General features: G+C 57.0%; 21 protein-coding genes. 11 read left to right on the forward strand and 10 right to left on the reverse strand.

All coding sequences use genetic code 11. The features are described from left to right. Positions 1–26 precede the first annotated feature (26 nt). Both dauA and chaA read right to left on the reverse strand, forming a co-directional pair. The gene (dauA, locus tag VSX58_RS02315; protein ID WP_327616629.1) at positions 27–1,745 is read right to left on the reverse strand and encodes a C4-dicarboxylic acid transporter DauA; all 1,719 of its coding nucleotides are present in this window, start codon (positions 1,743–1,745) and stop codon (positions 27–29) included. 173 nt (positions 1,746–1,918) lie between these two features. After that, on the reverse strand, positions 1,919–3,019 hold the full coding sequence (gene chaA, locus VSX58_RS02320) for a sodium-potassium/proton antiporter ChaA (RefSeq protein WP_327616630.1): 1,101 nt from the start codon (positions 3,017–3,019) through the stop codon (positions 1,919–1,921). A gap of 782 nt (positions 3,020–3,801) precedes the next feature. Between chaA and VSX58_RS02325 the strand changes: the two genes are divergently transcribed. Next, a complete protein-coding gene (locus tag VSX58_RS02325) occupies positions 3,802–4,485 on the forward strand; it encodes a gamma-glutamylcyclotransferase (protein ID WP_327616632.1) in 684 nt (227 codons plus the stop codon). 87 nt (positions 4,486–4,572) lie between these two features. Here the strand turns inward: VSX58_RS02325 and VSX58_RS02330 are convergent, their stop codons facing one another. Then, a complete protein-coding gene (locus VSX58_RS02330) occupies positions 4,573–5,622 on the reverse strand; it encodes a DUF481 domain-containing protein (RefSeq protein WP_327616633.1) in 1,050 nt (349 codons plus the stop codon). A gap of 249 nt (positions 5,623–5,871) precedes the next feature. Then, positions 5,872–7,158: an acyltransferase family protein gene (locus VSX58_RS02335; RefSeq protein WP_327616635.1), complete on the reverse strand. Its 1,287-nt coding sequence runs from the start codon at positions 7,156–7,158 to the stop codon at positions 5,872–5,874. 393 nt (positions 7,159–7,551) lie between these two features. On the opposite strand from VSX58_RS02335, the gene VSX58_RS02340 reads away from it, so the two are divergent. After that, positions 7,552–7,800, forward strand: coding sequence for a GlsB/YeaQ/YmgE family stress response membrane protein (locus VSX58_RS02340; protein WP_327615000.1), 249 nt, complete (start codon positions 7,552–7,554; stop codon positions 7,798–7,800). A 138-nt stretch (positions 7,801–7,938) separates the two neighbouring features. On the opposite strand, the gene VSX58_RS02345 is transcribed toward VSX58_RS02340, so the two are convergent. Further along, a complete protein-coding gene (locus tag VSX58_RS02345) occupies positions 7,939–9,033 on the reverse strand; it encodes an ABC transporter ATP-binding protein (protein WP_327616636.1) in 1,095 nt (364 codons plus the stop codon). Positions 9,034–9,244: 211 nt separating this feature from the next. Continuing rightward, positions 9,245–10,720: a MocR-like pyridoxine biosynthesis transcription factor PdxR gene (pdxR, locus tag VSX58_RS02350; protein WP_327616637.1), complete on the reverse strand. Its 1,476-nt coding sequence runs from the start codon at positions 10,718–10,720 to the stop codon at positions 9,245–9,247. 150 nt (positions 10,721–10,870) lie between these two features. On the opposite strand from pdxR, the gene VSX58_RS02355 reads away from it, so the two are divergent. The 5 genes from VSX58_RS02355 to VSX58_RS02375 all read left to right on the forward strand — a co-directional run bounded on the left by VSX58_RS02355 (position 10,871) and on the right by VSX58_RS02375 (position 17,313). Further along, positions 10,871–12,136 (forward strand): 4-aminobutyrate--2-oxoglutarate transaminase, encoded by a 1,266-nt coding sequence (locus tag VSX58_RS02355; RefSeq protein WP_327616638.1) that lies wholly within the window; start codon positions 10,871–10,873, stop codon positions 12,134–12,136. A gap of 10 nt (positions 12,137–12,146) precedes the next feature. Next, positions 12,147–13,601: an NAD-dependent succinate-semialdehyde dehydrogenase gene (locus VSX58_RS02360; RefSeq protein WP_327616639.1), complete on the forward strand. Its 1,455-nt coding sequence runs from the start codon at positions 12,147–12,149 to the stop codon at positions 13,599–13,601. A gap of 322 nt (positions 13,602–13,923) precedes the next feature. Beyond that, positions 13,924–14,952 (forward strand): ABC transporter substrate-binding protein, encoded by a 1,029-nt coding sequence (locus tag VSX58_RS02365; protein WP_327616640.1) that lies wholly within the window; start codon positions 13,924–13,926, stop codon positions 14,950–14,952. 172 nt (positions 14,953–15,124) lie between these two features. Continuing rightward, on the forward strand, positions 15,125–16,402 hold the full coding sequence (locus VSX58_RS02370; protein WP_327616641.1) for an ABC transporter permease: 1,278 nt from the start codon (positions 15,125–15,127) through the stop codon (positions 16,400–16,402). Positions 16,403–16,494: 92 nt separating this feature from the next. Next, on the forward strand, positions 16,495–17,313 hold the full coding sequence (locus VSX58_RS02375) for an ABC transporter permease (RefSeq protein WP_327614993.1): 819 nt from the start codon (positions 16,495–16,497) through the stop codon (positions 17,311–17,313). A gap of 47 nt (positions 17,314–17,360) precedes the next feature. Here the strand turns inward: VSX58_RS02375 and VSX58_RS02380 are convergent, their stop codons facing one another. Both VSX58_RS02380 and VSX58_RS02385 read right to left on the reverse strand, forming a co-directional pair. Continuing rightward, positions 17,361–18,638: an acid phosphatase gene (locus VSX58_RS02380; protein WP_407654828.1), complete on the reverse strand. Its 1,278-nt coding sequence runs from the start codon at positions 18,636–18,638 to the stop codon at positions 17,361–17,363. Between the two features lie 222 nt (positions 18,639–18,860). Next, the gene (locus VSX58_RS02385) at positions 18,861–20,039 is read right to left on the reverse strand and encodes a serine hydrolase domain-containing protein (RefSeq protein ID WP_327616642.1); all 1,179 of its coding nucleotides are present in this window, start codon (positions 20,037–20,039) and stop codon (positions 18,861–18,863) included. Between the two features lie 323 nt (positions 20,040–20,362). Here VSX58_RS02385 and menC point away from each other — a divergent pair, with 323 nt between their 5' ends. Both menC and VSX58_RS02395 read left to right on the forward strand, forming a co-directional pair. Then, positions 20,363–21,475, forward strand: coding sequence for an o-succinylbenzoate synthase (menC, locus tag VSX58_RS02390; RefSeq protein WP_327616644.1), 1,113 nt, complete (start codon positions 20,363–20,365; stop codon positions 21,473–21,475). Positions 21,476–21,601: 126 nt separating this feature from the next. Then, on the forward strand, positions 21,602–22,423 hold the full coding sequence (locus VSX58_RS02395) for a MetQ/NlpA family ABC transporter substrate-binding protein (protein WP_327616645.1): 822 nt from the start codon (positions 21,602–21,604) through the stop codon (positions 22,421–22,423). A gap of 45 nt (positions 22,424–22,468) precedes the next feature. Here VSX58_RS02395 and VSX58_RS02400 read toward each other — a convergent pair whose 3' ends face one another. Further along, positions 22,469–23,848, reverse strand: coding sequence for a M20 family metallopeptidase (locus tag VSX58_RS02400; RefSeq protein WP_327616646.1), 1,380 nt, complete (start codon positions 23,846–23,848; stop codon positions 22,469–22,471). 140 nt (positions 23,849–23,988) lie between these two features. On the opposite strand from VSX58_RS02400, the gene VSX58_RS02405 reads away from it, so the two are divergent. After that, positions 23,989–24,909, forward strand: coding sequence for a LysR family transcriptional regulator (locus tag VSX58_RS02405; RefSeq protein ID WP_327617045.1), 921 nt, complete (start codon positions 23,989–23,991; stop codon positions 24,907–24,909). Here VSX58_RS02405 and VSX58_RS02410 read toward each other — a convergent pair. After that, entirely contained in the window at positions 24,906–25,085 is a 180-nt protein-coding gene (locus tag VSX58_RS02410) for a hypothetical protein (RefSeq protein WP_327615029.1), read from the reverse strand. The genes VSX58_RS02405 and VSX58_RS02410 overlap by 4 nt on opposite strands. 314 nt (positions 25,086–25,399) lie before the next feature. Here VSX58_RS02410 and nifH point away from each other — a divergent pair, with 314 nt between their 5' ends. Continuing rightward, positions 25,400–26,284, forward strand: coding sequence for a nitrogenase iron protein (nifH, locus tag VSX58_RS02415; RefSeq protein ID WP_327616647.1), 885 nt, complete (start codon positions 25,400–25,402; stop codon positions 26,282–26,284). Positions 26,285–26,293 lie beyond the last annotated feature (9 nt).

The raw sequence follows: 26,293 nt of genomic DNA on the forward strand, positions 1-26,293 counted from the left end.
CCCCTACGTATCAACTCCTGTTTAGCCTACTGCGGCGCGTTTAACGCCTTCGTTTCCCCGACGGCGTCTAATGCCTGAGCCAAAGAGCCGTAAAAACTGAGGCGGCCGTCAATCGGGTGAACATTCGCCCGCGCCAGGGTTTTCAGCGGTTGGAACGGAATATCGGTGATAATCAGATGCTTCCCTTCCGGCAGCGCGTCGCTGAAACGCAGCAGCGCGTTTAACCCGCCGGCATCCAGCACCGGAACGGCATCCCACTGCAGGATGATCGTCTGGTACCCCTGACTGCGCTCCATTAAATCGTTGAAGACGCGCTCGGCGGCGGCAAAGAACAGCGGGCCGTTAACGCGCAGCACCAACTGATTGGGCGCCTGGGTTCCCGGCAGTTCGCTTAGCCTGGTCATCTGCGCGATGCGGCGCATAAACAGCAGCGACGCCAGTACGATCCCGATGGTGATGGCGACGACCATATCGAACAGCACGGTCAGCGACATGCAGAGCAGCATCACGATAATGTCGTCTTTCGGCGCATGACGCAGCAGATCGATCACTTTGTGCGCTTCGCTCATATTCCAGGCCACCATCAAGAGCAGCGAGGCCATGGCCGCCAGCGGCAGATAGGAGAGCCAGGGCGCCAGCACCAGCAACGCCAGCAGCACCAGCAGCGAGTGAACGATGGCCGAAACCGGCGAGGTCGCCCCCGCCCGCACGTTGGCCGCGGAGCGCGCGATCGCCGCGGTGGCGGTAATCCCGCCAAAGAACGGGGCGATGATATTGCCGAAGCCCTGGCCGATCAGCTCGGCGTTGGAGTTGTGTTTCTTACCCGTCATGCCATCCAGCACCACGGCGCACAGCAAGGACTCAATCGCCCCCAGCACCGCCATCGAAAAGGCCACCGGCAGCAGGGCGGAAATGCTTTGCCAGCTAAGCTCCATCGCCTGGCCGCCCGGCGCCGCCACATTCCAGGGAAGAACCAGCTGGGGCAGAATGGGCGGAATGCCTTGCCCCTGGGTGCCGTCGGCCAGCAGATAGCTGAAACGGGAACCGATGGTGGCGACGTGAATGTCGGCCAATGACAGAAGCGCCATAACGGCAACCCCGGCCAGCAGCGCGGGCAGGTGCCCCGGCAGGCGAATGCCCAGTTTAGGCCAGCCAATCAGCACCGCCAGCGTGACGATGCCAATCAAGGTATCGCCGATATGCAGCGTGGGCATTGATTGCGCCAAAGCGACGACCTTGCCGACATAGTGCTCGGGCACCGTTTCCATATGCAGACCGAAAAAGTCTTTGATCTGCATCGTCCCGATGGTAATCGCAATCCCGGAGGTAAAGCCCAGCGTGACCGACAAAGGGATATATTCGATCAGCCGTCCGAAGCGGCATATCCCCATCAGCAACAGGAATACCCCTGAGAGCAGGCTGGCGATCAGCAGTCCCGAAAGGCCGTATTGCTGGGAAACCGGATAGAGGATCACCACGAAAGCGGCCGTCGGGCCGGAAACGCTGAAGCGGGAACCGCCGCTGACAGCAATGATAATCCCGGCGATCGCCGCGGTGTACAGCCCGTATTGCGGAGGGACGCCGCTGGCTATCGCCAGCGCCATGGCGAGGGGAATGGCGATAATGCCAACCGTGATGCCGGCGATAATGTCTTGGGTAAGGCGTTGTAATGTATATTTTTCGCGCCAGCACGCGTCAATAAGCGCGCTGAACGGTTTGATGCCGTTAATTCCATGCGTTTTCATCTAAGGAAGAACCAATAAAAAAGAAGAACAAAATGGCGGGCCGGCTGGGTCCGTCGTAGATATGCGCTATATACGATACGCCTGATGTTCTTAGAAAATCCAGATATACATCAAGAGATGCTTGTTATGGCGGCCGGCAATGCACGTATGCAATGCCGGCGCAAGGCAGGGGATTAAAGCATTATGGTCATCAGATAGGCGGCGAATAGCGCCAGATGCGCGCTGCCGCTCAGAACGTTGGTTCTACCGGTTGAAAACGTAATATGGCATAGCACCAGCACCGCCAACATTACCACGATATGCGGCATATCCAGCCCGAAGTTCAGCGTGCGGCCGGTCAGCATGGCGATCACGGTGACGGCGGGCACCGTCAATGAGATTGTCGCCAGCACGGAGCCGAAAAACAGATTCATCGCCCGCTGCACCTGGTTTTTCAGTACCGCGCGGATCGCGCCTAGGCCTTCGGGCGATAAAATCAGCAAGGCCACCAGAAAACCGGTAAACTGCGCCGGCGCGTTCATTTCGGTCAGCAGCGCTTCCAGCGGCTGGGAATCCATCTTGGTGACGCTGATGACGGCGACCAGATGAATCAGTAACCATATCGTGTGCCACAGGGAACTGTGCGCCGACGGCTTGCCATGGTGCGGATCGTCGCCATCGCCCTCATCTTCATGTTCGTAAACAAACAGACTTTGGTGCGTCCGAGTCTGAATCAGCAGAAACACGCCGTACATCGCGGCGGAAATCAGCGCCACGATCAGCGCCTGGCCGACGCTGAAATTGCCTTCGGGCAGGGCGCTGGGGAAAACCAGAACGATCACCGCCAGCGGGAAAATAGCCATCAAATACTGCTTGATGCCGCTCAGGTTAACGTATTGGGTCGCAAACTTGCGGCCGCCCAGCAGCAGCGCGAAGCCCACCAGACCGCCGGTGACGATGACGATAATAGAGTAGAGCGTATCCCGCATAAGGTCGGGGCCGGCATCGCCGGTGGCCATTAGGGCGGAAATCAGGCTGACCTCGAGAATAACCACCGACAGGCTGAGGATCAGTGAGCCATAGGGTTCGCCTAAGCGGTGGGCGAGCACATCGGCGTGACGGACAACGCTAAAGGCGCTGAACAAAATTCCGGCCAGAGCCAGTAGGTTAATGCCCAAAATGGCGAGGAAGTTTTGCGTATCCGCCCACAGGAACAGCACGACCAACGCGACGATCGGCAAAATGAGCGAATATTCCTGATGGCGGGTCTTGATTACCTCAGACTGAGACTTCATTACGGGGGTTCTCCTTATCCAGCGAAATTATGCGCTATGGCGAAAAGCAAAATGTCATAAAAATGTTATTTTTAGCAGCCAGGTTGCTGAAAAGTAGTTATAACGTAAAAAGAAGATACAGATTAGCAAATTCTGCGGCTTCTCGCGGTTTTTTTACCAATTTTTACTCTTGGTGAAGATAATTAAATGAATGGGCGGTATTCGTTTGTTTTCTTTCTATCATAATAATACTAAATATATTTTTTATGACTTAGATTTATGATTATCAACCGCGACATCGGCTTTACAGCGAAGTTTCTTTTTATTTAGGCCGTTTCATCGCAGATCGCCATTCTGATGGCTATTTGGCTCATTTTTATTGCGGCCGCGCGATAGCGAAGCCGGGCGACGCGGCGGTTGTGTGCGAAATACGCCGATACTGCGCTCGGGATGAGCGGCGGAGAGAGGCAAATTAACGCTCCCGCCGTTACCAGTGTAGATTAATTCGCAAAACCCTGGTTGAAACCAACGCCTTCCCGGTGTTTTTTTCGCTTTACGCCGCTATTTGCGGTTTGTTGGCGGCGTTTTGATCTCCGTTGGGTAGCGGACGCCGGAGATCAATTACCATCACGTCCCTCTTAGCGCGGCCGTCCATTTTTTGTGAACGATATCAAATTTGATTGCGGAGCGGAAAATGAATAATCTCATCATTAATGACTGGCGGGCGGCAGCGTTGGGTTTTAAGGATGGAACGGTAACATGCCTGATGGGCGGTAAATAGAATGGTCCGGGAGTGGTAAGTCGTGTTGACACGTGATTTTTTGCAAAAAGCAGACTGTAGAACATCGTTTGGCTGTATTGAAGAAACGTTACTGCTCACGCCGCAGCAGCGCGCGGAATCGTTGGAAAAGACCTTGGCCAGCCGTCCCGATCACAGCCCTGTTTGGGTATTCGGCTACGGTTCTCTTATGTGGAATCCGGTTTTTGATGCGGAAGAGGCTTGTTTGGCCACGTTGCACGACTGGCATCGGGCCTTTTGCCTGCGCCTGACGGCCGGGCGAGGGACGGCGAATCGCCCCGGCCGTATGCTGGCGTTGATACCGGGAGGGAAAACCACCGGGCTGGCTTTTCGTTTATCTGAATCTTCGCTGCGCGAAGATTTGGAGCTGTTGTGGAAGCGGGAAATGCTGACGGGATGCTATCGCCCCGGTTGGTTTACGCTGCAGCAGCATAATGGTGACAGCGTCACTGCATTGGCGTTTGTTTCCGCCCGCAGTCATCCGCTTGTTGAACAAGATACCTGCATTCAGCAGGTGGCTCCGCTTATCGCCCAGGCCAGCGGCCCGCTGGGAACCAACGCGCAGTATCTGTTCGCGCTCGAACGCGAATTGAAAAATTACGGCATGGAGGATGATGAGCTGAGCGAACTGGCTCGACAGGTTCGTGTGCTACAACAGGCGGCGGACGGGAAGGAAGATCCGCGTTAAAAAACGCCGCATGCAAATAAAAAAGTCAGCGAACGCCATACGTATGCATGAGGTCCGCTGACCGTAGCCCAAACTGCGCGCGGCGAATTACCAGCCGACGCCCACGCCCATGGTGTAGAGCGTATCGTTGACATTACCCTGATCGCTTTCGATGCGGGTGCGCGATACTTTCATGCTCAGGGACGACCAGTCGGTCAGCTTAAAGCGCAGCCCGGCGTCCGCTTTCAGATAAAACGGCGCCGTGGCGTCGAAAGAGCGCCCCAGTTCGCCGCCGGTGAAGGCCTGCACGTTTTTACCGAACAGGTAGCGGTTGTAATCCCATTTGACGCCGCCGGAGTAGAAGTTATCTTCCCCTTCCGCCTGATCCTGATAAACGTAAGTCTGGGAGCTGACCAGCGAGGTCAGCGAGAACGCGCCGAGATCGTTATCCCAGAACTGATAACCGGGGCCGAGACCCACTGAGCGGTTGATTTTAATGCTTTCGATCCAGTCGCGTTTGTACTGATAACGCCCCTGCCAGAACCAATGCTCATCCAGGAACTTATCCAGCGCGTATTCGCCGGCGACGTTCTTGGTGCTCTCCACGTTGTCTTCTTTGGCCAGGTGGTAGCTGCCGTCAACGTTATGCCGCCAGGTTCCGTGCCGGGCCTGCGTGCTGAGGGTGGCGTCGTAGTTATCCGTGGTCGTCGAACTCTTCTTATGCGACATTCCCGCATCGATGTTGCCTTTCCAGGATAAATCCGTGACCAACGGTTTCTGCGCGACGATGGAGGTGATTTCCGAGAGCTGAAGCGTTTTCGGCCCGTTAGCATCGCTGGAGATCGACGGCGTGGCGAGAATCGCGCGATTTTCCCCGGCTTTAATCACCGGGTAGAGCTCGCCTTCTTTATAACGTTCGCCCTGAATAACCAGACCGTGGTCGGTTTCAAAGGTTTTAACCTTGTCCCACGAAACGGATATTGAGCCGGCATAATCGGTGGTAATAAACAACTTACCGCTGTCGAGCAGGGTGATTTTGCCACTGATCTGGTCGCCGTTGGTGAGCCAAATCGTGTCGGCCCGGCTTTGGGTAATGCCTGCGCCAGCAAGGGCGATAACCAGACTCAGGGAGGATATTGCGTGTTTGGATAGTGTCATTTTGCCAGATAAACAGTAGTGACAAGTGTTGAAAGACGCCGTGTAAGGCGTACGGCCGATAAATCATGAACCGGTTCAGCCCGGAGGGAAGACATTAACAGGAATCGAAAAGATGCTCTAGCCTAAAACGCCGATTGATTAGAATGTAAATAGTTATAAAAGATGCGATTGATTATTAACGGCTATAACGCGAAGTCCGTCACACTTCACATTATAGCCGTTAGCCGCGCTAGGCCGCGCTAGGCCGCGCTAGGCCGCGCTCTGTGAGCGGGACGACAAATCGCGATTCAGATAGCGATTCGTCAGGAACTGGCGAACGCGGAATACGATTTGCTCTTGGAATAGTACGCACAGCGCCACGGAAGAGAACAGGTAAATAATATAGCCCGTTATCGATAGCTGTACCTGCCCGGCGGCGGCGATGCAGCTATCCCAATCGCTGAAGCACGCCAACGGATTGCCGCGCACCAGTTGCTCAATCGTGCGGAATAAATTAAACAGCGGCACGTGCAGCGCGAAGATGGATAACGACGCGGCGCCCAGGCGCGGCGACCAGTGCCGCAGCCATTCGCTGTCGGGCGTTTTGGCCAGCGCGCAAAGACAGACTAACGCCACCTGCGCCGGCAGCAGCAATCCGTTATGCAGCAGGTAGTACCAGAACGCAGCGCCTTTGGTAAACAGCCAGGTCGCGACAATAAAACTGACGATGATAAACAAAGTCACGCCATAGCGCTGTCCCGCGGTCAACGGGCCGGATCGCCGTTGGCGATAGCGCCGGAATAGGGCGTAACCGAGAATACCGGCCAAAAACTCAGGCAGGCGGAAGAGCGGCCCGCGCTGCAGCAGTCCGGTATAGGGCATGCCATACTGTTGTTGCCAGATCACCCAGGCCGGCGGCAGCAGATACAGCGCGAAAATCACGCCCATCCATAGCCAGGGATGGCGGCTATTCAGCAAGCGCGGCGCCAGCAGCGGAAAGGTCAGGTAGAAAAAGAACAGGGTGGAGAGCGACCACAGCGGGGCGTTGAACGTCAGGAAGTAGGGGTTCCACGCCTGTAACATCAACAGCTGCAGCAGACCGTTAAACGCCAACTGGGCGTTGGTCATATAGTGGCGCAACGTTTGCGGATCGACATTCGGCTCGTTGGTGTCGTAAATCACAAAGCGGGCGCTGGCGACCTGCCCCTCCGGCGGTACGGCGAGCCACTGCATCAAGGAAACAACGGCGATGGACGCCGCTAGCGCGATAATATGGATCGGGTAGAGATTGAAGAAGCGCTTGGCCCAGAAGCGGCGCGCGGGTTCGCGCAAGCGTCCGTCTTTGATATAGACGTGCGCCAGTAAGAAACCAGACAGAATAAAAAACGTACTGGTGGCAAAAAATCCCATACTGGTGAGCTCATCCAAAAACGGCACGCGCGCGCGCTGCGGATAAGTGTGCACCGTATGGTAAATCATCACATAGCAGCCAAGCAAAAACCGCAGCCATTCCAGCCCGATAAAGCGTTCTTTGCTGACTTTACTGACTTCCTTCATGGGGTTCCTCAGTCATCAATCCTGTTGAAACAGCGGGAAAGCGCTGTAATAAACAGTTTAGCCGAGGGGCATATGCCGTCAGTTAGGATTACTTCTATAATCAATTATAAATCATCACTTCGTTTAGGAAACGTTTACAATTGCATGACGGTTTATTGATGGACCGGCCATAGTCGATAATGTAATCAAACAGTTAGCTAAACGCCTTTCGTTTCCCCTCGCGCGATAATTCTTGTCTATACTTACTACCGCGTTTCATCTGCAGCAATATTTGTAGATATGCCCGGCTCGAAAGATGAAGGGTATAAACGCATCATGGAACGACAAAAAACACGGTTTGCCGTGAGCCGACGGGGGACGAGTATCCGTCCTTCTCAAAAAAGCGAGGTTAGTATGGGAATTATCTCCTGGGTTGTTTTTGGATTGATTGCAGGTATTTTGGCTAAATGGATCATGCCGGGTAAAGACGGAGGGGGTTTTATCCTGACGGTGGTGCTGGGGATCGTGGGCGCCGTGGTCGGGGGATATATCAGTACGTTCTTTGGTTTCGGCCGGGTCGACGGTTTCAACTTCGGCAGCTTTATCGTTGCGGTGATCGGCGCCATCGTGGTGCTGTGGATCTACCGTAAAATCCGCAGCTAAGCCCACGTCTTCCCAAGCCGATAAGCGGCTTGTCAGCAAACTCCCGCACGCCGTATCGGCGTGCGTTCATCAGAGCGTTGAAAATCTGCCATCCCTATCGCCGCGCGATAAGCTCGCGTTTTTCTTCCGCCACTATTCCTAATGCGTTTTTACCACATCCAGCGCGCGCAGATGTTCCGGGCGCCAGGATAGCGTCACTTCGGCGCCGGCTTGCCAATGAGGCTGAATTTCGCTGGCGGGCAGCTTCACCATAAATTGCGGCTGACCGGCGACTTCGGTCATCATGCGCACGTGATCGCCCAGATAAATGAACTGTTGGATGCGCGCCTTGACCTGTTGAACGCCGGCGCCGGGGTTTTCTTCATTAATACGGATGCGTTCCGGCCGAATGCATAGCGTAATCTTTTTCCCCGGCGAACTCGGGCGTACCTTAAGCGCCTGGAGCTGGGTGCCGTCATCCAGCGTCGCGCGGTAGAAGTTGCCTTCCGCGCCGGACTGGGTGGCGATCAGCGTATTGTTTTCCCCGATAAACTGCGCCACAAAGGCGTTTTCCGGTTTTTCATAAATATCGCTCGGGCTATCCATCTGCTGAATGACGCCGTCGTTGAATACCGCCACCCGGTTGGACATGGTCATCGCTTCGCTCTGATCGTGGGTGACATAAACCACGGTTAACTCCAGCGATTCATGCAGTTCTTTGATCTCCAACTGCATATGTTCGCGCAGCTGTTTGTCCAATGCGCCCAGCGGCTCATCCATCAGCACTAATTTGGGTTCGAACACCAGCGCGCGCGCCAGCGCGACGCGCTGCTGCTGCCCGCCGGACATTTGCGCCGGATAGCGATCGGCCAGATTGGTCAGCTTGACGCGATCCAATACGCGGTCGACTTTCTCTTTAATGTCAGCCTTGTTCAAGCGCCGGATCGACAGCGGAAACGCCAGGTTTTCGGCCACGGTCATATGGGGAAACAGCGCATAGTTCTGAAAGACCATGCCGATGCCGCGCTGGTGCGGCGGCAGGTGGTGCAGTGGCGTATCATGCAGAAAGATTTCGCCCTGCGTCGGGGTTTCGAACCCGGCAAGCATCATCAGACTGGTTGTTTTGCCGGAGCCGGAAGGGCCGAGCAGGGTGAGAAATTCGCCTTCCTTAATATCCAGGTTCAGGTTTTTTACCACCAGGCGATCGCCGTCGTAGGTCTTCTGAATATTTTTGAAACTGACATAGGTTCTCATTATTCCATTTCTCGCTGTAACGTATCTGAATCTAACGCATGCACAAATCGTGCCTGTTTAGTTAATTCGAGAACGGCGAATGAGTTAAAACCGCGAAGGCCAAAAAACGCTTAGCGGCATTGCGCCATTATGGTGATGCGCCTTAGTGGATAAGCACCGTTATGGTGCGCGAGGCGGGGGCGGTCAAGCGCCTCTATTGACGGATATTTGCTCATGTTTGCTCATGGATACAGTCGGCGATGACGGCGAATGACTGCGCCATTTTGCTCTCTTCCACGCAGGCGTATCCCAACAGCAGCCCCCGTTCTCTGCTTTGGCGCAAATAGTAGCTGGAAAGCGGCCTTACCATTACGCCGCGCCGCAAAATCCGCGCGCTCAGCAGCACGTCATCGATATCGGCGGGGAGCCTGAGCAGCATATGCAATCCGGCGTTGCTGTTATCGCCGATATAGTCCGCGCCTAAATGCTGTTCGATAAGCGCGGTCAGCATGGCCCGGCGCCTGGCGTAGAGTAGCCGCATACGCCGGATATGGGCGGCATAGTGCCCCTCGCGGATAAACTGAGCGAGCGTCGCCTGCGTCAGCCAGTGGCCGCCGCGGTAGAGCTCTGAATGGGCTACTTTCAGATCCCTGGCCAGCTGCGGCGGCAGCACCACATAGCTGACGCGTAGCCCCGGATAGAGCGTTTTGCTGAAGGTGCCGATGTAGATCACCGGAGACTGGTTTTGCAGCCCCTGCAGCGCGGGAATCGGGTTGCCGGAGAAACGAAACTCGCTGTCGTAGTCATCCTCAACGACCCAGCAGCCGTGCTCCTGCGCCAGCGTCAGCAGGCGCTGGCGCCGCGCCAGGCTCATGACCGATCCCAACGGGTACTGGTGCGATGGCGTTACGCAGATCAGCCGCGGCGTCGACGCGGGGGAGACGGTATCCGGCGGCGCCATTCCCAGCTCATCCACCTGAATCGGCGCAATGCGCAGCCCGTTAATCGTTAGCAAGTTGCGCGTGCCCCAGTAGCAAGGGTCTTCAATCCAGGCCAGATCGCCGGGGTTGCAAAGCATCTTCGCCAGCAGATCCATCGCCTGGTGCGTCCCTTCGGTAATCAGAATCTGTTCCGGAGTGCATTCAACGGAGCGGGCGACGCGCAGGTAATCCACCAGAGCCAATTGGAGTTCGGGGCAGCCTCCGACGGGGGAGTACGACAGCTGTTCGGGCAACGCTCGCCGGGTCAGCCGGGTCTGTATCCGGCGCCATAAGTCATGGGGAAAGCTGGCGATATCGGGAATGCCCGGCATAAAGGCGCCCCACTGGCGGGCGGAAGCGCCGGCGTAGCCCAACAGATGCGTGCCGCGGCGCGACAGCTCCTGTACGGGCCGGCGGGGAAATACGTCGCTTTCATCGCGCACCGGCGCCATATTGCCGTCGGGCAATTGCTCGGTGACAAAAGTACCGCTTCCGGTTCGCGCCTCCACGTACCCTTCGGCCAGCAGCTGCTCATAGGCCGCCAGTACGGTGTTGCGGGAGAGCGACAGCTCATGGGCCAGATCGCGCGAGGAAGGCAGGCGGCTGCCGGCGGTAATGGCGCCATCGAGAATCGCCAGACGGATACTGTCGTAGAGGCGTTTATTCAGCGTGCCTTCCTGCTGATTGCTCAAACGCTGAAGCAATAAATCGGTCAAGAGCGAGCGCAAAAGTGGATCCCTTAAATATTAAAAACTGGCTCTGGATTATAGAACCATCCGGCGTGTAAATAGCAACAGAAAGATGTGACACAGCCTATCGCATCACGTCCATAACGCGGTCATCATAGGCCGGGCGTGTTCTTTAAATCGGAGCAGAAAATGAGTAACAGCGAATTAAATCAACGACGTTTAGCCGCCACCCCGCGTGGCGTGGGAGTGATGTGCGATTTCTACGCCGCCCGTGCGGAGAACGCCACGCTGTGGGATGTCGAAGGGCGTGAGTTCATCGATTTCGCCGCCGGCATCGCCGTGCTGAATACCGGCCATCGCCACCCGAAAATCATGGCGGCGGTGCGTGAACAGTTAGAGCGCTTCACGCATACGGCCTATCAGATCGTGCCTTACGGCGGCTATGTCGAGCTGGCCGAACGCATCAACGCGCTAGCGCCGATCGCCGGCGCGGCGAAAACCGCCTTTTTCACCACCGGTGCGGAAGCGGTTGAAAATGCGGTGAAAATAGCCCGCGCTTATACCAAGCGTCCCGGCGTCATCGCGTTCGGCGCCGCGTTCCACGGCCGTACGCTGCTGACTTTGACGTTGACCGGGAAAGTCGCGCCGTACTCCACCGGCTTCGGCCCATTCCCCGGATCCATCTTCCACGCGCTCTATCCGAATGCGCAGACGGGCGTTACCGTTGAACAGTCGCTGGAAAGCATCGACCGTCTGCTGCACACCGATATCGCCGCCGATCAGGTGGCCGCGATTCTGCTGGAGCCGGTTCAGGGCGAGGGCGGATTTAACGTCGCGCCGCCGGAATTTATTAGCGCGTTACGCAAACTGTGCGACGAGCACGGCATTTTGCTGATCGCCGATGAAGTGCAGACCGGTTTCGCCCGTACCGGCAAGCTGTTTGCGATGGAGCATTACGCCGAACGGGCCGACCTGATCACCATGGCGAAGAGCCTGGGCGGCGGTTTCCCCATTTCCGGCGTGGTAGGGCGTGCAGAAGTGATGGACGCGCCGGGCCCCGGCGGACTGGGAGGAACCTATGCCGGCAACCCGCTGGCGGTGGCTTCCGCGCTGACGGTGCTGGATGTGATCGAAGAAGAGAAACTCTGTTCGCGTTCGCAACGGCTGGGCGCGGCGCTGGTGGAAACGCTGGAACAGGTGAAGCAGCGTTGCCCGGCGCTGGCGGCGATTCGCGCTCAGGGCTCAATGGTGGCGGCGGAGTTCTGCGACCCGCAGACCGGTAAGCCTTCCGCTGAAATCACGCGTAAATTCCAGAAGGAAGCGCTGGAGCAGGGGCTGCTGCTGCTGACCTGCGGCGTGCATGGCAACGTGATTCGCTTCCTGCATCCGCTGACCATTCCTGACGAGCAGTTCAGCAAAGCCATGACCATTCTGAGTCGCGTGCTTACCAAGTAAGAGGAATGCTATGCAACTGAATCAGAAAGCATTATTTCGCCAGCGCTGTTTGATTGACGGTGAGTGGCACGATAGCCAGAGCGGCGAACATCTTGCCGTGACCAATCCGGCCAACGGCGAGACGCTGGGTACGATACCATTAGTGACAGCGTCACAAACGCAGCAGGCGATCGCCGCCGCGGAACGCGCGCAGGCCGAATGGCGCAGGCGCACCGGAAAAGAGCGGGCGGCCGTGTTGCAGGCCTGGTCGCGCCTGATTATGGAAAATCAGGCGGATTTGGCGGAAGTGTTGACCGCGGAACAGGGCAAGCCGCTGGCGGAAGCCCGCGGCGAAATCGGTTACGCCACGTCGTTTATCGACTGGTTCGCCGAAGAGGCCAAACGTATTGAAGGCAGCGTGCTGCAATCCCCTCAGGGTCAGCAGCGGCTGCTGGTGATTAAGCAGCCGATCGGCGTTTGCGCGGCCATTACGCCGTGGAATTTCCCGGCGGCGATGATCACCCGCAAAGTGGCCCCCGCGCTGGCGGCCGGCTGCGCCATGATCGTTAAACCGGCCGAACAAACGCCGTTTACCGCGCTGGCGCTGGCGGAGCTGGCGCTGCAGGCGGGGATCCCGCGCGGCGTGCTACAGGTCATCACCGGGGACGCGCAGTCGGTGGGCAAAACGCTGTGCGACAGCCCGGTGGTGCGCAAACTGAGCTTTACCGGTTCAACCGAAGTCGGCCGTATTTTGATGGCGCAAAGCGCGCCGACGGTGAAAAAACTGTCGCTGGAATTGGGCGGCAACGCGCCGTTCATCGTGTTTGACGATGCCGATCCGGACCTGGCGGTAAAAGGCATAATGGCGTCGAAATTCCGCAACAGCGGGCAAACCTGCGTCTGCGCCAATCGGATTTACGTGCAAAAGGGCATTTATCCGACGCTGGTGAAAAAGCTGGTGGAAGAGGTCAAAAAACTCAAGGTGGGCGACGGCACCCAGCCCGGCGTGACGCAGGGTCCGCTGATCGATGGCGATGCCGTCGACAAAGTGCGGCAGCACATCGCCGACGCCTTGGGGAAAGGCGCCACGCTGCTGCACGGCGGCCAGCCGCATGCGCTGGGGGGAACCTTCTTTACGCCGACAATCGTCGGTGACGTTACGCGCGATATGCGTTTCGCCCGTGAAGAAACCTTCGGCCCGGTGGCGCCGCTGTTCCAGTTCGCGGATGAAGCCGAAGCGGTGGCCATGGCGAACGATACCGAATTCGGGCTGGCGGCTTACGTCTATACGCGCGACGCGGTGCGCCAATGGACCGTGCCCGAAGCGCTGGATTACGGCATGGTCGGCATTAACACCGGGCTGATCTCCAATGAGGTCGCGCCGTTCGGCGGGGTGAAGCAGTCGGGGCTGGGGCGCGAGGGATCGCGTTTCGGGATCGAAGATTATCTGGAAATGAAATATCTCTGCGTCGATCTTTCCAGATAGTTTGCAGGAACGCATGAGGGAAAAGAGAGCGGCGATAAGGATTTGCCGCCTTGGTTTAGCAAACCCCTTATGCACTTTAATGGTGCGCGACGGCCCTTGCCGCGCACCGTTAAAAGGAGAGACGTCGGCGAAGGAAAAGTTGTGTAAACGGCGGAATCTTGACTTCCGCGCGTGCTTCAACCCTCTTCGCCGGCCGCCGTGCCGAATTGCAATAAATTTATTATATGGCACGGTTTATGCTTAAAAATAATGTATGACGTATCAAGGACTTGATGCTTGACTTCCTGCTTTACGTTGACTAACACACTTCAGGAGCCAACCTATGTTGAAGAAAATTGCCGTATCCGCATTTCTCGTCGCAGCGGCCTGTCAGGCGCAGGCGGAATCCATCACCGTGATCTCCTTTGGCGGCACCAATAAGGACGCGCAGGATAAAGCTTTTTACAAACCGTTCGCCGCTGCCGGTAAAGGCACCGTGCAGTCCGGGGAATATAACGGCGAAATGGCGCGCATTCGCGCCATGGTGGAAACCGGTCAAATCGGTTGGGACGTCGTGGAAGTAGAAGGCCCGGAATTGCTGCGCGGCTGCAACGAAGGCCTGTTCGAGCCGTTGGACTGGAAGAAACTGGGCGATGAGTCGCAGTTTGTCAAAGGTTCGGTATCAGAGTGCGGCGCCGGGATTTTCCTCTGGTCAACCGCATTAACCTACAATGCGCAAAAACTGCAACAGGCGCCGAAAAGCTGGGCGGATTTCTGGGACGTGAAAAATTATCCGGGAAAACGCGCGCTGCGTAAAAGCGCCAAGTTCACGCTGGAAATCGCGCTGCTGGCCGATGGCGTAAAACGCGCAGATATCTATAAAGAGCTGGCGACGCCGGCCGGCGTCGATCGGGCGTTCAAAAAACTGGATCAGATTAAATCCAATATCCAGTGGTGGGAGTCCGGCGCGCAACCGCTGCAATGGCTGGTTTCCGGCGACGTGGTGATGACATCGGCGTACAACGGCCGGGTCGCCGCCGCGCAAAAGGAAGGGCATGACTTCCGCATCGTCTGGGCCGACAGTATTTACGATCTGGATAGCTGGGCGATTGTGAAGGGCACCAAAAACAAAGCGTTGGCTGAACAGTTCATCGCCTTCGCCAACCAGCCTGAAAACCAGAAGGTTTTTGCTGAAAACATTCCCTATGGCCCCACCAATATTAAAGCCACGACCCTGATCGCGCCGGAAATCGCCAAAAACCTGCCGACGGCGCCGGAGAACTTGGCTCAGTCGGTGCAGGTCGATACCGAGTTTTGGATCGACCACGGCGAAGAGCTGGAACAGCGCTTTAACTCATGGGCGGCTCAATAACCAGTCGCTACGGCGAATGCTGGCCGCTTAAGCCGATTTTTAGGGGAAACAGCGGGGGAGGTTCCCGTGGGGACGCCTCGCCCCGCTGGTCGTCCCCTGTATCTCGATGCTTGAACAGCCGGCGCTAGCCGCTACACCCCGTATTAAGTAAGCATAAATGGAGACAACGCCTATGACCCAGAGCGAAATGGCGGCGACCGCAGCCATGCCGCCGTCCGGCGAAAAAGAAGGGAACGCCAGGCTGAAACAGCAATTGCAGCGGGCGCAGGCGGCGTATAAAAAACGCTCCCTGTTGCTGATTGCGCCGCTGTTTCTGTTTATTGTGGTGAGCTTTCTCTTCCCGATCACTTCGATTCTGGGGAAAAGCGTCGCTAATCCGGAACTGAGAGAAAATATGCCGCTGACCATAGACGCGATGCGGCTATGGTCCGGCAAGGAGCTGCCGGATGAGCGCGTGTTTCAGGCGGTGGTCGACGATTTACGCGCCGCCCGCAGCGGCGGCAAACTCTCGGCGATTACCAAACGGCTGGGGTATGAGGGGGCGGAATACCGCACGCTGATTACCCGCACGCTGCGCAGCCTGCCCGCCGAAGGCAGCGGCGATGCGCGCGGCAAGCTGATCGCCGCCCAGCCGCTGTGGGGGGAGCTATCCACCTGGCAAACGCTGGATCGCGCATCCCGGCCGTTTACCAGTTATTACCTGCTGGCGGTGTTCGACCATAAGGTGGACGCCAAAACCCAGGAGATCGTGCCGCAGTCGCCCGACCAGGCGCTGTATATTGATGTGCTGATGCGCACGTTGCTGATGGCCGGCGTCGTCACGCTGCTGTGCGTCGGCCTGGGCTATCCGCTGGCGTACTGGCTGGCGAAACAGCCGGCCAATCGGGCCAATCTGCTGATGATCCTAGTGCTATTGCCGTTCTGGACGTCGCTGATCGTGCGGACCGCCAGTTGGATCGTACTACTGCAGTCCGGCGGGCTGATCAACAGCGCGCTGCTCGATATCGGCGTTATCGACCAGCCGCTGGTGCTGGTATTCAACCGCATCGGGGTTTACATTTCGATGACGCATATCCTATTGCCGTTTTTTATTCTGCCGCTGTATGCCGTGATGAAGGGCATTTCGCCGAACTACGTTCGCGCCGCCGTTTCGCTGGGCGCGCATCCGTTTATCGCCTTCTGGCGCGTCTATGTGCCGCAAACCTACGCCGGCGTAACGGCAGGGGCGCTGCTGGTCTTTATGATGGCCATCGGCTACTACATCACGCCGGCTTTACTGGGTGGGCCGAGCGATCAAATGCTCAGTTACTTCGTCGCCTTCTTCACCAATACCACCATGAACTGGGGGATGGCCGCCGCGTTGGGAACGCAGCTGCTGATTATCGTCACGCTGCTGTATGTGGTGTATATCCGCGTGACGAGAACCGACGCCGAAGCCGCCGCGCGTTAATCACGGGCGATCCGCCCGCAGCGCTCAAGAGGCGGCGAACCTTGCGCCGCCGCGGCTTGATTGATACCGGATAGATAAAGGGAAAAACGAATATGAGACAGCAGGGCGAAACGGTTATCCGCTTGTGGAATACGTTGTTTAATTTTTACGGTGCGGCCATGTTGCTGTTTCTGATCGTACCGGTGCTGGTTATTGTGCCGCTTTCATTTAACGCCGGATCGTTTCTGAGCTATCCGCTGAACGGCTTTTCGCTGCGCTGGTACCATGAGTTCTTCAACTCAAGCGAATGGCTGGGCGCATTGGGCAACAGCCTGCTGATCGCCCCGCTGGCGACGCTGCTGGCGACGGTTCTGGGGGTGCTGGCCTCGGTCGGACTGGTGCGCGGCGAGTTTAGAGGCAAATCATTGGTGATGGCGGTGCTGATATCGCCGATGATTGCGCCGGTGGTGATTGTCGCCGTCGGCATGTTTTTCTTTTTCGCCAAGCTCTCTTTGCTAAACAGCTATATCGGTTTGGTATTGGCGCACGCCATGCTCGGGGTGCCGTTCGTCGTCATCACCGTGACCGCGGTACTTAAAAATTATGATCAAAATCTGACGCGGGCGGCGGCCAGCCTGGGCGCGCCGCCGTTGCTGACCTTCCGTAAGGTGACGTTTCCGCTGATTGCGCCCGGGGTTTTTTCCGGCGCGCTATTTGCCTTCGCCACCTCGTTTGACGAAGTGATCGTCACGCTGTTCCTGGCGAGTCCGCGTCAGCGCACGCTGCCGCTGCAGATGTTCGCCGGCATTCGGGAAAACCTGGATCCGACGATCGCCGCCGCGGCCTCGATGATGGTCGGCGCGGCACTGATCCTGCTGATCGTGATGGAAGTTCTGCGTCGGAGAGCGGACCGCCTGCGCGGCGCGCGCTGATCCGTTGCGCCGCCGTCGTAATCCAACGGCGGCGGGGCGCGGGGTATCTATCGGCGGGCGCCCTGATAAACGGCGTCGTGCAGATTCATACGCTGCCAGAAACTCTGCTCATCGGAGCCTGACAGCGGATAGCCGCCGGGATAGGCCGTGTTTACCATCAGCCGCTTACGCTGCGCCGCCGACAAATTGGGCAGCGGCGCTTCAAGCAACACTTCAGCGCCATCCGGCACCTTGACCGGCGCGGCGTCTTTATGCCGCGCCGGCAAACCGTACGTCATCGTGAAGCGGTAGAAAGCGGCCATGGCCGGGTCGGTATAGGGATCGGCGCGCCCCTCGCTCTGCGCGCAGACCGACAGCGTCGTGGCGCACTCTTTTTCCAGCGCGGCGCGCAGCTGCGCTTTCGCCTGTTCAAACATCTGACGATACTGCGGATCGTTAAGATAGTTCGCCACGTTGCGTTCGACAATCATGCGCGACCCGATGACGTCGAGCGGATAGTGAACGCCTAATACCACGCGGGAAAAGCCGTAGCGGGCGCCCCGGTCGATCAGCGGAACAAAACGCTCCGGCAGCATTTCGGCCAATAGCAGCGCGTCGGTATAGCCGGTGTTGGTGTGTCCGCTGGGGAAGGCGCCGCCCGTTGCGCTATAGGGTTTATTGTCTTTCACCACGACGCTGTCCGGCACCAGATGGATGGTATTGCCCGGCTGCAAGAAAGGGCGCGGATAGTTGAAGTGGGCCTTGGCGGCGGATGTGCTAACCTCCGACGCTTTAATCAGCGCCGCGGCTTTACCTATCTCGCCTTTATCGTAGGCGGAGATAAACGCGCCGCCAAGCCGCGGGCCTAAGGCGTCGGCCAGGAAATAGAGATAGTTGATGCCTTCCGCGTCGGCCAGCGCCTGCTCGCGCTGGCCTTGCGTGGCGTCACGGTTAATTTGCGTCACGGTCGCCAGGTTTTGTTGCAAAACGTCGGGCGGCAGCTGTGAAAACGCGCTAAGGATTGCAATATCGGCCTGCTGGTTTCTCTTCTCGGCAAAATCATAGCGGCTGTCGCGCAGCCATTGCGTATCGGCGATCCGGGCGCTCTGCCTGGCGGTCTCCAACTGCGGGCGCGTCAGGGCAGAGGCGTCGCCCTGTAACGCCCGGCGCAGCGCGGCCTGAATAGTTAACTCCAGCTCGCTGAACCGGCGGTCGCCGTTCGCCGGGGTCGTCGTGTCCACGATCGCGCCAATCGCCATGCTCTGCGCGGTCTGCGGCATCGACCAGGCCGAATTCGCCAGCAGAAAGCCGCCGAGCATAGTTACCGTGAGTTTGCTGTAGCGCATGAGGCGCTCCTTTTTTTGGTTAAAAACAGGGGGAAATGCGTTTTTTTTCAAGCTAGCCCTTGTTTATGATTAATTTATGACAGGATACATTTCGAGATAGTGCTTAACTAAATGACACGCTTTGGAAGGGGAAAAGCGACGGCGGCGCTAGGGGTTACGGTTTCGATCCCCGGCGATACGGCGCCGCGATGACGCCGTATCGCCGCATCTGGCGCGGGAATATTATTGCGGCTGGCGATAAATGGCGTCCTGAATATCGGCTACGAAGCGGCCGGACATCCCTTCATATAACGTATTGGTGAACGCCACAACGCTGAGGCCCTGACGTCTGTCGACAAACCAGGAGTGCCCGTAAACGCCGCCCCAGCGCCAGGTTCCCGCCGATTGCGGGGATCCGGCGGCCGCCGGATCGCGCAATACGGAGAACCCCAGCCCGAAGCCCATGCCCGGGGAGCCGGGTATCGCGAATCCCCCGGTTTGATCGCGGCCCATTTCGTCAACCAGATCGCCGGAGAGCAGCGGCGCGCCGCCTTGACGCAGCGTTTCCAGCAGCGTCATCACATCGTCGGCCGTGCCGACCATCCCGGCGCCGCCCGAAGGATACGCCCGCGGATTGCCGGCCCGGGCGAGAGAATAGCTTACGCCGCCGGCCTCTTCCGGGGAGAACGGAACGGTTTCGCCCTCCTGTAGACGATGAGGAACCGGCGCGTCATTTACATAAGGGACGGCCAGAAGCGCCGCGTCCCGGGTATAAAAAGCGGTATCGTCCATATGCAGCGGGGCGGTAACCAGCGTACGGACCGCTTCGCCGAGCGGCCGATTGCAAACCTGCTCGATAACCGCGCCCAGCACGTCGATCGCCAGCGAATATTCCCAGGCTTCGCCCGGCTGATACAGCAGCGGCACGCTCGCCAGCCGGCGAAGATTCTCCGCCAGCGAGATTTCCGCGGCATCCAGGCCGTCGGAAACGCCGGCTCGGGCATAAGGCCCGCTGGCGTCGGATTCATTAAAACGGTAGCTCAAGCCGGCGGTGTGGCTGAGCAATTGACGCGGGGTGATGGTCGGAATCCGGCCGTTGCGCAGGCGCGGCTGAAAATCCGGCAGCCAGCGGCGGATATCGTCATCAAGCCCGAGCTTTCCCTGCGCAACCAGCGCCATCGCCGCCGTCGCGACAATGGGTTTACTGACGGAAGCCAGGCGAAACAGCGTATTTTCCGTCATCGGGCGCGCGTTTTCCCGATCGGCAAGACCGGCCGCGCCGCGGTATGCGGTTTGGCCATGCCGCCGGACGATAACCACGGCGCCGACGATGCGCTGCTCGGTAATGGCCCGCTCTATGGCCGTATTCAGGCGGGCGGACAGGTGCGCCGGCTCAATAGCCGACGGCGATAATTCTGGCATGCTTGGCTCCTCTGGGGGGGATAGTCAGATAAATAGCGATATTTATTGATGCGGCGCGGATTTTCAGATGGTAGTCCAATCGTCGGGAAAGCTACAGCGCAAAAAAGTTTTAAGATAATGACAGGCATATCTTTCTAAAAAAAAGAAAGGTAATTTACATTTTTTATCATTGACGCAAAGCTTGTTTCTCTCTAATTTAAACAACGTATCTATTTTGTTATTTATTGATTTATAAGAATATTTACATACACCTAATAGATTTCGGGTTATCAGTGCTGCGGATGAGGCGATTGCCGCATCCAGACTACCGGCGGGGCCATGTCATGAGAATCGATAAAATCATTTTACGAAAAATGAAAATGACGTTGAAAACGCCATTTACCACCAGTTTCGCCACGCAGACGGAAAAATATTTTTCCATTGCCGAAGTCTATGCCGGAGGCCATGTCGGTTATGGCGACTGCTCCGCCATCTCGCTGCCTTTTTATAATGAAGAGACCAATATCACCGCCTGGCATATCATGCGCGATTTTCTTATTCCGATGATTAAACAGGCCGGCGATATCGAACACCCTTCGCAGGTAAGAGATATTTTTTCAGCGGTGAAGCGTAATAATTGCGCCAAAGCGGCGATTGAAGGCGGGATATGGGACGTCTACGCCAAGATCAAGGGCATTCCGCTGCATCAGGCCATTGGCGGCAAGAGAAATAAAATTGAAGCGGGCGTCAGTATCGGTATTCAGGAGTCGCCGGATAAACTGGTCGATGTGGTCGATGAATTTCTGCGTGAAGGCTATAAACGGATAAAAATAAAAATTAAACCCGGCCGGGATTATGACTATATTCTGGCGCTGCGCCAGGCGTTCGGCGATATTACGCTAATGGCGGACGCCAATTCAGCCTATACGCTGGATGATATCGATCTCTTTAAGCGTCTCGATAAATTCAATCTTATTATGATCGAACAGCCGCTGGCGCACGACGATATCGTCGATCACCGTAAACTTCAGGCCGCCATCGCCACCCCGATCTGCCTGGACGAAAGCATCGCCTCGGTTGAGGATGCGCGCAAGGCGATTGAGCTCGGCAGCGCGAAAATTATCAATATCAAGGTCGCTCGCGTCGGAGGTATTACCGAAACCATACTTATTCATGACTATTGCCAGGCAAATAATATTCCCGTGTGGTGCGGCGGCATGTTGGATACCGCGGTGGGGAAAGCGCACAATATCGCGGTATCCACTTTGCCCAATTTTGTCTACGCGCATGATATTCCGCCGTCTTCCCGCTATTGGCATGAGGACTTTATGCTGCCGTTGGTGGAAATAGATAAAGATAGCTGCGTGGCGGTCCCGGATAAACCGGGAATCGGATTCGAAATTAATCCACGGCTATATGAAAAATATTGTTACGAGCAGGAATCATTTTTATTTTAAGCAGGGCGAATTATCCCGACACCAGGGGAAATGCCTATTGAGCGGATATATGCGGAAACGCTTTTCACGCCGTTTAATTCCGCAGCGGGCCGCCGAATCATTCAGACTGCATAACAGGAACGCATAATGATATTAAACAAAGTTATTCCATTATTACTGGCGCTGGGAATATCTCAGGCCATGGCGGCGCAACCGGCGAAGGAGATCACCATCGGCGTTTCGCCGGGCCCTTACGGCGATATGGTCACCAAAGCCATTAAACCGGAGCTGGCGAAAAAAGGCTATGAAGTCAAGGTACGCGAGTTCAGCGACTATATTCAGCCGAATCTGGCGCTGGCGAATAAAAGCATCGAGGCCAATTTGTTCCAAAACCGCCGCTATCTGGACAGGTTCAGCGCGGATAAAGGGTTAAAATTCGCCGAGGTGATTACCGTGCCGACCGCCAGCATGGGCTTTTACTCCAACAAGGTGCGTTCGCTGAATGAGCTGAAGGCAGGGGATGTGGTTACGCTGCCCAACGATCCGTCCAATCTGGCCCGTTCGCTGGATTTCCTGCAAAAATACGGTCTGATCAAGATTAATCCGCAGATTACGCCGACCAAAGCCTCGCTGCGGGATATCGTCGAAAATCCCAAAGGGCTGGTGTTCAAACCGCTGGAAGCGGCGCAGTTGCCGCGGGCGTTAGGGGGCGTCACCGGCTCGCTGATCAACGCCAACTTCGCCATTTCCGCCGGGCTGAAGCTGGCGGATGCCATCCAGTTGGATATCTTGCCTGAAGATTTGAAAAACATGATCGTGGTGCGCGCGGAGGATGCCGATAAACCTTTCGCCCACGATCTGAAGGCCGCGGTGCAATCGCCGCAGTTTGCCGCGTTCTTTGATGATGAAGCCTCTATGTTCCACGCCTTTCAGAAGCCTGAATGGATGAAGGCCGCGAAGGCGAAATAAACCGATACGCCCAGGCGAGGCCGGCCGGCCTCGCCGCCATCAGCTTCAGTCGCTCCCTTCGCCCAGTTCCCAGAACAGCCCGGTCATCATCGCCAATCCTTCGCGCGCCGCCGATTTCAGCAGATGTTCGTTAACCCCGTGCTGCCCGCATGCCGGGTAGGAGTGGGGGATCCACAGGGTAGGCAGGCCAAGAATATCGGCAAACACATGGTTGGGAAGCGAACCGCCCAGATTGGGCAATAGCGCCGGCTGTTTGCCGCTGATATCCCGCATCAGCGCCAGCGTCTTGTTCACCAACGGATCCTCCGGATCGAAGCGGGTGGCCGGCGACGCGCCGAGCGTTTCGATTTTCACGTTATCGAAACCATGCTTATCCAGATGCCGGCGCAGATGCTCGGCCAGCCGCTGCCAGTCGGTTCCCACCACAAACCGCAGCTGGCAAAGGGCCGTTGCGTCGGCCGGGATCGCATTGACCGGCTTATCGGGGTCGCCGGTAACAAAGGAGAGCACCTCCAGCGTATTCCAGCCGAATAGACGTTCGGCGGGCGTCAGTCCTTCCGCTCCCCAGTGAAGATCGATATCAGGATCGCCGGCGTTGCCTCCGGGGGCGATGCCGCTGAGAATGCGCCGCATCGACGGCGCCAGCGGCGGCGGCAACAGCGTGTCGATGCGCATCCGCCCTTGGCCGTCCACCAGGCTGGCGACGGCGTTCGCCAGCTGCGTGCCGGGGTTGCTCAACAGACCGCCCCAGTTTCCCGAGTGATAGGCCTGTTTACGCGCATGAATACTCAGTCTGAAATTGACGCAGCCGCGGGAGCCGAGAAACAAGGTCGGCCGCTCGGCATGAAGACGCGGGCCGTCGGAGGCGATGAACATATCGGCGGCCAACTGCTGCTTGTAACGTTGGCAGATGTCGGCCAATCCCGGCGAACCGATCTCTTCGCCCATTTCAAACAGCAGCTTACAGTTGAAACCCAGACGATTGCCGCGCGCGCGGTAAACCTGCTCAAGCGCCGTCAGGTTAATGGTGTGCTGGCCCTTATTGTCGGCGCTGCCGCGGCCGTACCAGCGATCGTCCTCTTCGACCAGCTCCCAGGGATGCAGATCTTCCCGCCAGTTATCTTTATCGCCAAACACCACGTCGCCATGACCGTATGACAACAGCGTCGGTAAATCGGGGCGTTCGATACGTTCGGCAATCAAAAAGGGAACGTGCGGATAAAGCGGATGCTCAACCAGAGTGACGGTAAACCCCATGGCGTGAAGCGACGGGCGGATCTCCTCTTCCAGGTAGGCGCGCAGTATGGCGCGCCCGTGCGGATTCTGACTTTCACTGGCATAGGCGATGCGGCGGGCCAGAATATGTTTAACATCGCCGCGATCGAAGCGGTCGCACGCCTGTTGAATAACCTCTGCGCGGGTCATGGTTTTCCTTAACGGATAAAGCTGAACGGGCGGATAGTTAAAGGAAAAACGATCTTTACAACAATAATGAAATTTGCAACCAAGCTTTGCTTTTAATATAAACCTTATACCTTTTTCCCAGAGGGCAAGTCATTATCATGCTGCATAGTTCCGAGATCCGTTATTTCCTGGTTGTGGCGACAACCGGTTCACTCAGCGCCGCCAGCGAGCATCTTTTTGTGGCGGTTTCAGCCATCAGCCGTCAGATTCAACGATTGGAAGAGCGCATCGGCGTACCGCTGTTCGAGCGCCACGCCCGCGGTATGGTGCTGAACGACGCCGGACGCATTCTGGAAAACCACGTGCGTAAAAGCATGATGGATATGGATTTGGCGGTGGCGGAAATTCAGGGGCTAAAAGCCAGCCGTCACACCCTGGTGAGAATTGGCTGCACCGAAGGCAGCGCGTTTGATTTGCTGCCGACGCTATTTTCCCGTTTTCGGCAGCATAACGCCGACGTTACGTTTTATCTTAACGTCGGCTCGGCCATGCAGGTATCCCAGATGATCCGCAACGGCGAGGTGGATATCGCCCTGCAATTCGCCCTGGCGCCGGAGCCGGGGGTTAACGTCGAGATGTCGCTGCCCGCTCCGCTGATGCTGCTGATGTCCGCCCGGCATCCTTTGGTCGAAAAGCCGGTTCAGCTGGCTGATTTACAAGATTTTCCGCTGGCGTTGCCGGAGTCGTCCACCACGCTGCGGCAGCTGTTCGATCTCTCGTGCCGCATGAGCGGCATATTTCTGGAACCTACGCTGTGCTGCAGCAATTTCGCCACGCTCTATTACTATGCGTTGAATACGCCGCGGGCGGTGACCGCCTGCAGCTTCTACTCGGTGATGTATCGAGCTTTACAGGATCCTATCTGTCTTAAGCTGCTGAATATTAAACAGCTCGACCAGCGGTCGCTGCAGATACAAACCTTGGCGGGCAAACAGCATGGAGAACCGCTGCGCGGCTTTCTTGATTTTATGATAAGTGAAATGCAGCAGGGTCAGGCGCGACTCAATATGGCGCGCGCCTAAATTTCAAAACCCGGCGCGACGACCTTCGCCGGCTTTTTGCATGCCTCCGGCTTCGGCGTTCCGGCGGGAATATTCTTGCAATCCGGCGCGAAAGGATTCAACGCTTCACGGTTGAGGTAGAGAATAAACAGCAGCAGGATAATCAGCGGGATCAAAATACGTTTTCTTTTCATCATTGCGCTTCACGCCGGATGCAACAGGAACGCGAAAGACCGTGTTGCATAATTGTTAGGTTTATCGGCGAATCCTACCGTTTCACGCCGCTTTTGTCTTTAATTCATTACTTTCAATAGGCGCCGACTTCCCCCGCGCCCCTGCGTCGCTTTTGTCTCTTTTACAACAATTAGTCACGTTATTGTACCTAACCCCGCGCGGCCCCTTACGTCATGATGGGGTATTTTATTTATTTATCAAATGGTTATGTTTATTCTGATAGTGGTATGCCCCCTGCAATATAGACGGGGACATTCACCGTAAAGAGGAATACACCATGGCAATACGTCAGTGTGCGATTTATGGCAAAGGGGGGATCGGTAAATCCACCACCACGCAAAATCTGGTGGCGGCCCTCGCCGAGCTGGGCAAGAAAGTGATGATTATCGGTTGCGACCCCAAAGCCGACTCCACGCGTTTGATCCTGCATGCCAAAGCGCAGAATACCATTATGGAAATGGCCGCCGAGGTGGGATCCGTGGAAGACCTGGAGCTGGAAGATGTGCTGCAGATCGGCTACGGCGGCGTGCGCTGCGCCGAATCCGGCGGGCCGGAGCCGGGCGTCGGCTGCGCGGGGCGCGGGGTTATCACCGCCATCAACTTCCTTGAAGAGGAGGGCGCCTATGAGGACGATCTGGACTTCGTGTTCTACGACGTGCTGGGCGACGTGGTGTGCGGCGGGTTCGCCATGCCGATTCGCGAAAACAAGGCGCAGGAAATTTATATCGTGTGCTCCGGCGAAATGATGGCGATGTATGCGGCCAACAATATCTCCAAAGGGATCGTGAAATACGCCAAGTCCGGCAAGGTTCGGCTGGGCGGGCTGATCTGTAACTCCAGGCAGACCGACCGTGAAGATGAACTGATCATCGCGCTGGCCGAAAAGCTGGGCACCCAGATGATTCACTTCGTGCCGCGCGACAACATTGTCCAGCGCGCTGAAATCCGCCGTATGACGGTGATTGAGTACGACCCGACCTGCAAACAGGCCGACGAGTACCGCGCGCTGGCCGGCAAGATCGTCAACAACACCATGATGGTGGTACCGACGCCGGTCACCATGGATGAACTGGAGGCCTTGCTGATGGAGTTCGGCATCCTCAACGAAGAGGATGAATCCATCGTCGGTAAAACCGCGGCAGAAGAGGCGCAGTCCGCCTGAGGAATATCC

The organism is Brenneria populi (assembly GCF_036016195.1).
Taxonomy (GTDB): Bacteria; Pseudomonadota; Gammaproteobacteria; order Enterobacterales; family Enterobacteriaceae; genus Brenneria; species Brenneria populi.

Excerpts from the sequence above, each read along its gene's own strand:
- dauA (WP_327616629.1), bottom strand. The coding sequence starts at position 1,745 with ATGAAAACGCATGGAATTAACGGCATCAAACCGTTCAGCGCGCTTATT.
- chaA (WP_327616630.1), bottom strand. The coding sequence starts at position 3,019 with ATGAAGTCTCAGTCTGAGGTAATCAAGACCCGCCATCAGGAATATTCG.
- VSX58_RS02330 (WP_327616633.1), bottom strand. The coding sequence starts at position 5,622 with ATGACACTATCCAAACACGCAATATCCTCCCTGAGTCTGGTTATCGCC.
- VSX58_RS02335 (WP_327616635.1), bottom strand. The coding sequence starts at position 7,158 with ATGAAGGAAGTCAGTAAAGTCAGCAAAGAACGCTTTATCGGGCTGGAA.
- VSX58_RS02340 (WP_327615000.1), top strand. The coding sequence starts at position 7,552 with ATGGGAATTATCTCCTGGGTTGTTTTTGGATTGATTGCAGGTATTTTG.
- VSX58_RS02345 (WP_327616636.1), bottom strand. The coding sequence starts at position 9,033 with ATGAGAACCTATGTCAGTTTCAAAAATATTCAGAAGACCTACGACGGC.
- VSX58_RS02355 (WP_327616638.1), top strand. The coding sequence starts at position 10,871 with ATGAGTAACAGCGAATTAAATCAACGACGTTTAGCCGCCACCCCGCGT.
- VSX58_RS02360 (WP_327616639.1), top strand. The coding sequence starts at position 12,147 with ATGCAACTGAATCAGAAAGCATTATTTCGCCAGCGCTGTTTGATTGAC.
- VSX58_RS02365 (WP_327616640.1), top strand. The coding sequence starts at position 13,924 with ATGTTGAAGAAAATTGCCGTATCCGCATTTCTCGTCGCAGCGGCCTGT.
- VSX58_RS02370 (WP_327616641.1), top strand. The coding sequence starts at position 15,125 with ATGACCCAGAGCGAAATGGCGGCGACCGCAGCCATGCCGCCGTCCGGC.
- VSX58_RS02375 (WP_327614993.1), top strand. The coding sequence starts at position 16,495 with ATGAGACAGCAGGGCGAAACGGTTATCCGCTTGTGGAATACGTTGTTT.
- VSX58_RS02380 (WP_407654828.1), bottom strand. The coding sequence starts at position 18,638 with ATGCGCTACAGCAAACTCACGGTAACTATGCTCGGCGGCTTTCTGCTG.
- VSX58_RS02385 (WP_327616642.1), bottom strand. The coding sequence starts at position 20,039 with ATGCCAGAATTATCGCCGTCGGCTATTGAGCCGGCGCACCTGTCCGCC.
- menC (WP_327616644.1), top strand. The coding sequence starts at position 20,363 with ATGAGAATCGATAAAATCATTTTACGAAAAATGAAAATGACGTTGAAA.
- VSX58_RS02395 (WP_327616645.1), top strand. The coding sequence starts at position 21,602 with ATGATATTAAACAAAGTTATTCCATTATTACTGGCGCTGGGAATATCT.
- VSX58_RS02400 (WP_327616646.1), bottom strand. The coding sequence starts at position 23,848 with ATGACCCGCGCAGAGGTTATTCAACAGGCGTGCGACCGCTTCGATCGC.
- VSX58_RS02410 (WP_327615029.1), bottom strand. The coding sequence starts at position 25,085 with ATGATGAAAAGAAAACGTATTTTGATCCCGCTGATTATCCTGCTGCTG.
- nifH (WP_327616647.1), top strand. The coding sequence starts at position 25,400 with ATGGCAATACGTCAGTGTGCGATTTATGGCAAAGGGGGGATCGGTAAA.